Source organism: Rhodoflexus sp. (assembly GCF_053489755.1).
In genome coordinates this window covers 39,442-49,317 of the sequence record NZ_JBRCHD010000046.1, presented here as the reverse complement: position 1 = coordinate 49,317, position 9,876 = coordinate 39,442, and the positions used below count along the sequence as shown (strand labels likewise).

The window sequence follows — 9,876 nt, the reverse complement described above, 5'->3', positions numbered from 1 at the left end:
GTAGAGCGTTTTTTTGCCTGGCTACAAAACTTCAGACGATGCGTAACCAGATACAAATATCATTTAGACAATTTTGCAGGATTTGTCAAACTGGCTGCCATGATTATACTACTTAGACAGTTTTGAGATGAGTTGTAATCACCCTTTTGTCAGGTTTTTCACTCTTTTTTCTTACATTCAGATTAACCCCTATCCAACGGAAGAAATAAAAGTGAAATACTCAAAAATAATCTTTCCCAAGTATAAAAAAGCGTTAGAATAATTGACTGCTGAGCGGTAATCGTTGGTTTCTTAAATCAAAAAATTTTATTGGATTGGAATGCCCGTAATTAACTTTTGAGCGTTAACTTTGTAGTAGATATTTCAAATATCTGATACTCATTGAAACACCGCTCTGCTACCAAAATTATCTATAAGGCGGATGTTAGAAAGAAAGCGCCATATTGCCCAACAAATCAAGCTCATCAGACGGGCTAAAACCTTAGTTTTATTGCTACTGGCATTGTCGTTTGTCTTAGAGCTTGTTTTGCTGAATCTGATATCGGCTTATCACGAACAATGGGTCAGCGCTGATCTTTCTTTGGGTCAGGTTAAAAATGAGATCCATGCTGTCACCACTCATGTAAGGTCGGAAATAGCAGAAAAATACAAGGCGCTTCTGGATTACATCAAAAAAAAACACGAAGAGCAAAACCGTCATCAAACTAAAAATCATCAGTTTTCAGTTTTCAATTTATTTATTGTTGATAAGTTTTATTTCCAATTTGAAAATAATTTTTGCTTGGAAAGGCAATTTTTTAGTGCTTTTTATCAAGAATCTTTTACCCAAGAAGTCTTTTCCGATATTTTCCACCCGCCCCAAAGTTTAAGTTCGTTTCAAGTATAATTCCAAATTCATTTTTAGGATTCATTATTTTTTGCTTTTATTTTTCACGATAGGTGCAGGTTTTTTGTGTCTTTTTCACAAAAAATATTCACGGACTTAAAAATTTTCTAAAAATATGGACTTTCCAATCTTTGATCTGGGTTGGGTAGGCAATCGCTTCTTGTTTGTGGTGATTGCGATTACTCACGTACTCATTAATCACGCCCTTGCCGTTGGGCTTGCCCCCGTTGTGGTGGGAATGGAATTTTTAGGCATCAAACAACAAAATCCCGAATGGGATAAACTTGCCTATAAAATTATGAAGGTTGCCTTCATCGTAACTACTACCGTAGGTGCAATGACAGGCGTAGGTATTTGGTTTTCAGCGTCTTTGGTTAATCCTAATTCTATTGGTTCACTTATTCGGGTGTTTTTCTCCGCTTGGTTTTTTGAGTGGATTATCTTTGTTACCGAAGTCGTTTTGATAATGTTTTATTATCTGACTTGGAATACATGGACAAAAGGACGCGCCAAACTCAATCACTTTAAAGTAGGCTATGGTTTGGCGGTTTTCTCTTGGATAACAATGGCGATCATTGTGTCTATTTTGGGCTTTATGATGGATCCCGGGAATTGGCACAACCAACAAAGTCTTTTAACAGGTTTTGCCAATCCGATTTACCTCCCGCAGTTGGTTTTCCGCACTTTCTTAGCAGGCATGATGGGGGCTTCGTTTGCTTTGGCTTGTACCTATTTCTTTACGGAAAAAGGTTCTGAAATCAGAGCAAAAGCAACTCGTTTTACTTCGGGCTGGTTGCTGATTTGTGCCGCTCCTACCATAGCAGGCGGTTTGTGGTATTGGAATGTAATACCTGATATGATGGTGAACAACATGTCTGTAGCCGTAGGAACGCAGCAGTTCCAAAATTGGTACGATATGCTTTCTAAATTGCTTGTCGGTGGGGTGTTGGGTGTGATTGCTTTCGCCTTCGTAACCTATTTTAAACCTGCTTGGAACTACGGCAAATGGGCGTTTGTTGCACCTATCATTATACTTTGGGGAACGCTGGGAATGTTTGAACGGGTGCGTGAGTTTGTCCGCAAACCTTATGTAATCGGCGGTTATATGTATTCCAACGCCTTCCGCGTGGAAGATTATCCTTTATTAAAACAAGAAGGCATCCTCAAACACGCCTCTTTTGTGAGTACCAAAGAAGTAACCGATGATAATTTGGTAGAAGCGGGCAAAAATGTGTTTATGCTTTCGTGCAGCCGTTGCCATACCACTAACGGGGTAAATGCCATTACGGATAAGTTTCGTACTATGTACGGCACAATAGATGATCCTTGGAATGCCGATGCAATGAAAAGCTACATTCGCAATATGCACAATGCACGCTATTATATGCCGCCTTTCCCCGGAAATGATAAGGAACTGGACGCTTTGGTAACTTATATCAAAGTGTTGCAGTATTTCCCTGACCCGCAAACGCATACTTTTGGGCAAACCGCTATCTCAAAAGAAGAAAATGCACGCTTATTAGCTTTTGTGAAAGAAATGGAACAAAAGCAAGAAAAACTGGCGCTTAAAACACAAAGCGAGGACATCAAACTTTCAACAAAGTAAGATGAAAGCAAGACCCAAAAAGCAACACAAAAGCAAAGAACCTACCGAACAGGACGTGCTGAACGAAGCCAAAAGTTTGCAAGAACTTATAAGGCTTGCGGCAGCGGTTATTTTTTCGTTGTTGTTGCTTTTGGGCTTATTTTGGGCATTTTCTTAAAAAAACGGATTGGGCAGAATTGGTTTTGTCTAATCCTTATTTTCAAACATTTAAAAAATTTTCAACAATGATTTCACGTAAAGAATTTCTTATCAAAAGTTTAGGTTTGATGGGGGCTGCTATTGCCGTACCAAGCCTTTTGTCAAGTTGTGGCGGCGAAACTAAAAAGGAACTGGCTGCCGATGCTTGTGATGATTTGTCGGGTTTGAGCGAAACCGAAATCAAAAAAAGAGAAGGCGTAAAATACGTTGCTCAAACACCTGACAAGGCTAAAAACTGCGCCAATTGCCGTTTTTACGTAGCACCTCCACAAGCAGGTGAATGTGGTGGCTGTACACTTTTTGCAGGTAAAGTACACCCTAATGGCTATTGCCAATCTTGGTTTGCCAAAGAAGGTTAATTCATCAATTGTCCCTCAATCTTTTGATTGGGGGATTTTGTTCCACATTTTAAACACGAAATTTCAATGAATCATATTGCGTTCATTTTTTTGCAAATAGATATTGGCAGGGACATTCCTTTGCCTTTGCCACTTCCCGAATGGCTCTTGGTTGGGCTTTTAGTGGTAAGTTTTTTGGCGCATATTCTTTTTATCAACCTGATGGTGGGCGGCACCTTGTTGTGTCTTTTCTTTGAGGCTTTGGGTATCAAAAATGATGATTACTTCAAACTTTCCAAAGAAATTGCCGCCACAATTACCGTCAATAAAAGTTTGGCAATCGTAATGGGCGTTGCTCCTTTGCTCGTTATCAACACGCTTTATACCAAGTTTTTTTATGCTGCCAATGCCCTAACGGGTTTGGTCTGGATAATGGTTATTCCCTTAGTAACGATTGCTCTTTTGGTGTTGTATCTGCACAAATACACTTACGAAAAACTGGAAAATAATCGCCCTTTGCACGTTGCCATTTTGACCTTACCAATGGCAATTTTCTTGTTTATTCCTTTGGTATTTTTGACCAATATCAACCTGATGCTTTTTCCTGATAAGTGGTCGGTAGTTAGTGGTTTTATTGATGCTTTGTTGTTGCCTAATGTTTTTCCAAGATATTTCCACTTTTTTAATGCTTCGCTAACGGTTACGGCTTTATTTTTATTTTATTGGGTGAGCCGAAAAAACTACCCTTTTGAAGAAAATTTCAAAAAATACAGCCGTTTTGATTTTCAGAAGCGTTTTTATAGCATTGCTTTTGCTTGTTCTATTGCCCAATTCCTTTTCGGACCGGTGATTTTGTTTACGCTGCCCAATCAAGGTTTGGGAATGGATATGATTTTTACCATTCTCACGGGAGCAGGCATTGCTATTATCCCTACGTGGTATTTGTGGAAAGAAGTTACGGCAAAAGCCGAGGACATTGGCAGGTACTTCAAGCGAATTGTAGCCCTACTCTCTGTTACAGTGTTAATGATGGGAACAGGTAGGCACTTGTATCGCGCCAATGCCCTTGCACCGCACCGAGCCGCCATGGCAAAAAACACCGAAGCCTATTTGGCACAAGTAGCCGAAGCCAAAAATAACCCCAATGCCAAAAAAGAGGAAGTCTTGGAAGTTACGGGAGCAAGCCTTTGGGATACCAAATGTTCGGTTTGCCACGCCAAAGACAAAAAATTGGTAGGGCCGCCCGTAACCGAAATGCAGCAAATTTATGCTTCAGACAAGGCAGGACTTATCAAGTGGACAAAAGCGCCAGGTAAAAAGCGGGAAGGCTATCCGCAAATGCCGGGTTTTGAAGGACAAATTTCTGATGCTGATTTGGAAAAATTAGCTGATTTTATCTTGGAGATGAAATAAACTGCTTTCACCAGAGAGGCTGTCTAAAAAGGCTGAATGTAGCGCAGACTTTAGTCTGTAGCCGTCTGATTATCAAGTATTTTAACGATCACAGACTAAAGTCTATGTTACTTTTTGGACAGCCTCCTAAAACGTCTGAAAAATCAATGGAAAATACGATAAAAGTCAATTTTTTGCAAAAATTGATGCAAAAATGGCAGCTTAAAAGTACCTTTCAAGTTCTGATGGTTTTGCTTGTTTTTACGCTTACAGGCTCAACGGTGGTTTTATTGCGGAAAACGTTGTTTAACTTCTTAGATTTTGGTGATGAAACTTCTTTTTGGCTCAAAACAGTGGTTTATCTGCTGTTTATTTTTCCTGCTTACCAAATCTTGATTCTATTATATGGTTTTCTCTTAGGGCAGTTTGATTTTTTTTGGCAAAAAGAGAAAAAAATGTTGCAGCGTATAAGGACACTGTTCAGACTTAACACTTAAGTAGCTGTGTTGCTTTATTTGCTAAAATATAGCAAATTGCAACACAGTTGCATTTAACATACTTTTATCTATCCTTATGCTTCAAGCTGTTCATCTACGCAAGGAATATAACGGTCATGTAGCGCTGCACAACCTGAACCTAACCGTTGAGAAAGGGGAAATTTACGCGCTGCTGGGGGCCAATGGGGCCGGCAAAAGCACTACCGTTAATCTGTTTATGGGTTTTATTACGCCTAGTTCGGGGCAGGCGCTCATCAACGGTATTGAAGTTAAGCCGGACGATACCATCACTAAGTCGTTGGTTGCCTATATCCCCGAAAATGTGATGCTTTACCCGCACCTGAGCGGCTTACAAAACTTAGCTTTTTTCAGCGGTCTTTCCCAAAAAAATTATACTGAGCGCCAACTGAAAGACCTGCTTGCAAGCGCCGGCTTACAAGAGCGCGCCTTTTCGCAAAAGGTAGGCACGTATTCCAAGGGGATGCGTCAAAAAGTGGGTATTGCGCTGGCGTTGGCCAAACAGGCCCGCGCACTGTTTCTGGACGAGCCTACTTCTGGTCTTGACCCGCTGGCAAGCAACGATTTTTCGCAAATCATCAGGCGACTGCGCGCTGACGGTATGGCTATTTTGATGGTAACGCACGACCTGTTCCGCGCCAAAGAAGCTGCCGACCGCATTGGCATTATGCGCGAAGGGCATTTAGTACGCGAAATTGAGGCCGCTGATGTGAGCGCCGTCCAATTGGAAGATCTCTACCTGCAAGCTGTCGCTACACAAGCGCAAACCTTGAACGTTTAACTTGGGAAAATTGGATATGATAAGCATTATTTTCAACAAGGAAATAGCCGACTTCAGACAGGATAAGCGCAGTTGGCTGATTGCCGCTGTGTTATACATGCTTTTTGCGCTTGGGCTGACCGAAGGCTACCGCTACTACACCGAAACAACCGCCATTCATGAATTGGCAGCTAAGGAAAGCTACGAACAATGGCTATCGCAGGGAAAAAAGAACCCTCACGGGGCAGCGCATTATGGTTTTTATGCCTTCAAACCGCTTTCGCCGTTGAGCATTTTGGACAAAGGCATGGAAAGCTACTTAGGGCAAAGCGTATGGCTGGAAGCGCACAATCAAAATGAGGTAAAAGAACGTCAGGCTAACGATGCAGGCAGTTTGGCGCGAATAGGCGAACTCTCCGCCGGCTTGGTGTGGTATATGGCGCTGCCGCTGGCAATTATCTTATTGGGGTTTAATCTGTTCAACAAAGAGCGAGCGAACGGTACGCTGCGTCTTTGGCTTAGTTCGCAAGTGAGTGTGCGTCAGATACTGGTAGGTAAATGGCTTGCGCTCTATGTATGGTCGCTGGCGTTATTGCTGCCAATGCTGGCAACCGCCGCAGCATCGGTTGCCGTTGCCGATGCGGCGGCAATGGAACAGTATTGGGGTCGCTTATGGCTGCTCTTTGGGGCGCTGTTAGCTTATGTAGCCTTCTGGACGCTTGCCACCTTGCTTGTTTCTTTCTACACCTATCAGGCAGGCACGGCGTTGGCTTTGCTAACGGGTTTTTGGGCGGTAGGCTGTTTCTTTGTACCGCGCCTAAGCAGTACCTTAGCCAAAGTGATTCACCCCGCGCCTTCGTCGTTTGAATTTTCGGAAAACATACGCTTGGATACCGAACTGGGGCTTGACCGCCAAACGCCTGCCGCCGAGCGGCAAAAACATTTGCAGGATTCGCTGCTGGCGCAATACGGAGTAGATAGCATTCACCAATTGCCGATTAATTACACCGGCGCTATGCTGCAATACAACGAAGAATACGGCTATCGGGTATTTGAGAAAAACTACGGGCAATTGCACGACATCTATCGGCAACAAGACAAGGTAATGGAATGGTGCAGTTTGCTTTCGCCGCCGCTGGCTATGCGACACCTGATGGTACACCTGAGCGGCACGGGGCTGGTGCGATATTTACACTTTGCCCAACAGGCCGAAGCGCACCGTCGCCTGATTGCCGAAACTATGAACAACGACATTATGAACAATGGCGCGGGCAAACGCGTGTATGAAAGCGACGAAAAACTCTGGCGAAAAATCCCGCCTTTTGTGTATCGGGCTTCTTCACTGGTGCACGATGCGCCCTATACCGCCATCGCTCTGCTTGCGCTTGGTCTGTGGTTGTTTTTGGCGGGCTGGTGGCTTATCCGCCCTGTAATGATTCAAAAAGTAATTGAAAGTTAAATATCAAACGCTATGTTTCTGCACATTAGCAAATACGATTGGTTGTCGTTGCGCGCTAATAGGAATTTTTATCTCATCATGGCTCTGATGGGCGGACTGGTGTGGTTTTCCCTATGGGCAGGCGCGCAACGCGTTGGTTTTCAGCGGGAGACGCTTGAAAAAATAGTCGCGCAGCAGCAAGCTGATTACGAAAAATACCGCAAAATTCTTAGCGATATTAGCGGCGGTATGCACTTTGATGGCGGACACTTTGGCGACCCTACCAATCCTTTTTACTTTGGCAATCGCATGGGGGCGCAGTATGCCTATTTGCCGCCTTCGCCGCTCGCTGTGGTGGCGGCAGGCCAGAGCGATTTGATGCCCTATTACTACAAACTCACGCTTTCCAAGCGACAGGCACTGTTTCACAGCGAAGAACTGGAAAACCCGCAGATACTTTACAACGGTCATTTTGACCTGTCCTTTGTAGTGATTTTTTTACTGCCTCTGTTGATAATTGCCCTTAGCTATCAAATCGTATCTGCGGAACGCGAACAAGGAACTATGCCGCTTTTGCTGGCTGAAAATACTTCGCTTCGCAGCATTACGGCCTATCGTTATTTGTTTCGCTACCTGTTGTTCCACTTGGGTTTCACTTTTTTTATGTTGGTAGGTTTGCTTGCGCTCAACGTTCCTTTGAGCCAAAATATAGAGCGCCTATGGTTGTTGTTGGCTATTGTTTGGGCTTATGGAGCGTTTTGGTTCGCCGTTTCATTTCTGGTGAATAGCATGGGGTATCAGTCGGGCGTTAATGCGGCTGCATTGGTAGGCGTATGGCTATTGTTATTGGTTTTTGTACCTGCTTTACTGTCTATTTGGGTTAATCGGGCGCATCCAATGCCTTCTCGTGTGGAACTTATCGCTGAATCGCGCAGAATAGGCGATGCCCTTGCCAAAGATAAAGATGCTTTGCAGCGTTTTTATGAGGAACATCCCGAATTGAAGCCTGCACAAATCAATCCGCAAGACCGTACGTCAGCTATGCTTTTCAGCCGTCTGCAAGTAGAGATGAGCATGGAAAAACAACGCGAAATTTTCGCACAAAAAGCTATGGAACGGCGCGAAATGGTGAACCGTTACCGTTTGCTATCGCCCGGAATAGCGATGATGGAGGCGCTCAATCAGGTTGCCGGCACAAGCGAAACGGTCTATGCCGATTTTGACCGTCAAGTGACGGCTTACCACCAGCAATTCCGCGACTATTTTGCGCCAATGGTGTTCAAGCAAGAAAAGTTTGGCGTAGCGCAATTAGATGTCTTGCCAAAATTCACTTACCGCCCGATAGACTTTACACCCTTTATTTTGGGATTGTTTATTGACGTTGGTTATCTGGTAGCCTTAGCGTTAATATTTGCCATAGTCGCTAATAGTAGGATGGCAAAGGTTGAATTTGTTTACAATTAAGTAAAATTACCGCCCGTAATACAGGCTCATATGTAAGCCGATCCATTGTAATGAAGTGTGGTTAACGTCTTGCAGAATATTGCCAAGCGGCAGGTTGATATTAGGTTCTACCTGCAAGATGATATTATTTCTCATCGGGAGGCGAACGCCACCACCTAAATACAGCGAGCGAAACGGCTGGATGCTGTTTTCGACAGGCGCAGGGCTGCCGCTATTGTGCAATCTGCCCATAAGTGTATTTTGAGCGACATTCTCTATGCGTGTGCCGTTGGTAGCCATGTAGCTAATGCCGCCAATATTGACAAAAAATTGATCACTTATCAGGTACTTCATGGTCAGCGGTAGTTGTACTAAATTGAGTTTGACGCGATCGTAATGCGTTTCTTTGGCATATCCGGGTACGGACTGCGCCCCCAACGGATTGCGCTGCAAGCTCAAACTGCTGACAAAGAAAGTTCTGGCAGGGGTTTCGTAAGCAGTTTGTACGAATTGCAGGTTGGTACTGAGTGCAATCTTTTTTTGAATAAAAAGATCCAAACCTAAGCCGGCACCATAAAAAGAGGTTGTTTTTTCAGGCGATCCCATGACTATTCCGCTTAACGCCTGTACTCCTGCTACAGCTTTAATAACATTTGTCTTAGGTAGGCGCAGGGCTGCTTCGGTCTGTATTTCCGCTAATGCGGGCATTTGTGGCAGCAGGCTGTCTGTAGCAACAAGTGGCAGCAGGTCAATAGGTGATAGAGGCTCAATGGCTGCCATTGTAGTCGCTGTAGCAGTTGGAGCGGGCTGTACTGTGGCTACCTGTGGCTGAGGGTTTGCTCTAAAATTGGCTACTGTTTGTATATTGCTTTTGCCTTTTGCGAATAGATCTGCGCTCCGACTGTCGGTTTTTTGAGGCGGCATAGAGGACGACCCCAGCAACGGCGTGTGCAACGGCGTGTGCAACGGCGTTACAGATGCCTGTGCTACATCGCTGTCATCAGGTAATGCTAAGTGTTCAGTTGTGTTTGCGGGCGCTTGTTGAGCGATTACCATGTCGGCAGGTGTTTTTTGTGAAATGCTGTAATAGATGCTACTTAGCGCCGCAACAATCACTAATACTGCCGCTGCTATACGGAAGGTGTACCGCTGCCACAGAGGAATAATTGGGACAGGCGGCTTCTTCAGGTAGTTTCGGCTAAACTCCTCCCATGCGCCGGCTTCATAGGCAACGGGATACTCGTCGAGGCTTTCCCTGATTTTTTTAGCTAATATATCGTCAAAGTCTTTGTTCATACGG

The 9,876-nt window shown here is 44.1% G+C and carries 9 protein-coding genes; 8 read left to right on the top strand and 1 reads right to left on the bottom strand.

The annotated features are described in order from the left end of the window. Window positions 1–421: 421 nt before the first annotated feature. The 8 genes from ACWIP2_RS10735 to ACWIP2_RS10700 all read left to right on the top strand — a co-directional run bounded on the left by ACWIP2_RS10735 (window position 422) and on the right by ACWIP2_RS10700 (window position 8,597). Entirely contained in the window at window positions 422–886 is a 465-nt protein-coding gene (locus tag ACWIP2_RS10735; RefSeq protein WP_448519927.1) for a hypothetical protein, read from the top strand. A gap of 115 nt (window positions 887–1,001) precedes the next feature. Further along, the gene (locus tag ACWIP2_RS10730) at window positions 1,002–2,492 is read left to right on the top strand and encodes a c-type cytochrome (protein WP_448519926.1); all 1,491 of its coding nucleotides are present in this window, start codon (window positions 1,002–1,004) and stop codon (window positions 2,490–2,492) included. A gap of 95 nt (window positions 2,493–2,587) precedes the next feature. After that, a complete protein-coding gene (locus tag ACWIP2_RS10725; RefSeq protein WP_448519925.1) occupies window positions 2,588–3,049 on the top strand; it encodes a high-potential iron-sulfur protein in 462 nt (153 codons plus the stop codon). Window positions 3,050–3,115: 66 nt separating this feature from the next. Beyond that, on the top strand, window positions 3,116–4,441 hold the full coding sequence (locus ACWIP2_RS10720) for a c-type cytochrome (RefSeq protein ID WP_448519924.1): 1,326 nt from the start codon (window positions 3,116–3,118) through the stop codon (window positions 4,439–4,441). Window positions 4,442–4,545: 104 nt separating this feature from the next. Beyond that, window positions 4,546–4,917 (top strand): DUF6787 family protein, encoded by a 372-nt coding sequence (locus ACWIP2_RS10715; RefSeq protein WP_448519923.1) that lies wholly within the window; start codon window positions 4,546–4,548, stop codon window positions 4,915–4,917. Between the two features lie 76 nt (window positions 4,918–4,993). After that, window positions 4,994–5,716, top strand: coding sequence for an ABC transporter ATP-binding protein (locus tag ACWIP2_RS10710; RefSeq protein ID WP_448519922.1), 723 nt, complete (start codon window positions 4,994–4,996; stop codon window positions 5,714–5,716). A gap of 16 nt (window positions 5,717–5,732) precedes the next feature. Then, window positions 5,733–7,154: an ABC transporter permease gene (locus ACWIP2_RS10705; RefSeq protein WP_448519921.1), complete on the top strand. Its 1,422-nt coding sequence runs from the start codon at window positions 5,733–5,735 to the stop codon at window positions 7,152–7,154. Between the two features lie 12 nt (window positions 7,155–7,166). Further along, a complete protein-coding gene (locus ACWIP2_RS10700; RefSeq protein WP_448519920.1) occupies window positions 7,167–8,597 on the top strand; it encodes a DUF3526 domain-containing protein in 1,431 nt (476 codons plus the stop codon). A 6-nt stretch (window positions 8,598–8,603) separates the two neighbouring features. Here ACWIP2_RS10700 and ACWIP2_RS10695 read toward each other — a convergent pair whose 3' ends face one another. After that, window positions 8,604–9,872, bottom strand: a complete 1,269-nt coding sequence (locus ACWIP2_RS10695) for a hypothetical protein (protein ID WP_448519919.1) — start codon at window positions 9,870–9,872, stop codon at window positions 8,604–8,606. Window positions 9,873–9,876: the final 4 nt, after the last annotated feature.

Excerpts from the sequence above, each read along its gene's own strand:
- ACWIP2_RS10735 (WP_448519927.1), top strand. The coding sequence starts at position 422 with ATGTTAGAAAGAAAGCGCCATATTGCCCAACAAATCAAGCTCATCAGA.
- ACWIP2_RS10695 (WP_448519919.1), bottom strand. The coding sequence starts at position 9,872 with ATGAACAAAGACTTTGACGATATATTAGCTAAAAAAATCAGGGAAAGC.
- ACWIP2_RS10720 (WP_448519924.1), top strand. The coding sequence starts at position 3,116 with ATGAATCATATTGCGTTCATTTTTTTGCAAATAGATATTGGCAGGGAC.
- ACWIP2_RS10710 (WP_448519922.1), top strand. The coding sequence starts at position 4,994 with ATGCTTCAAGCTGTTCATCTACGCAAGGAATATAACGGTCATGTAGCG.
- ACWIP2_RS10700 (WP_448519920.1), top strand. The coding sequence starts at position 7,167 with ATGTTTCTGCACATTAGCAAATACGATTGGTTGTCGTTGCGCGCTAAT.
- ACWIP2_RS10715 (WP_448519923.1), top strand. The coding sequence starts at position 4,546 with ATGTTACTTTTTGGACAGCCTCCTAAAACGTCTGAAAAATCAATGGAA.
- ACWIP2_RS10705 (WP_448519921.1), top strand. The coding sequence starts at position 5,733 with ATGATAAGCATTATTTTCAACAAGGAAATAGCCGACTTCAGACAGGAT.
- ACWIP2_RS10730 (WP_448519926.1), top strand. The coding sequence starts at position 1,002 with ATGGACTTTCCAATCTTTGATCTGGGTTGGGTAGGCAATCGCTTCTTG.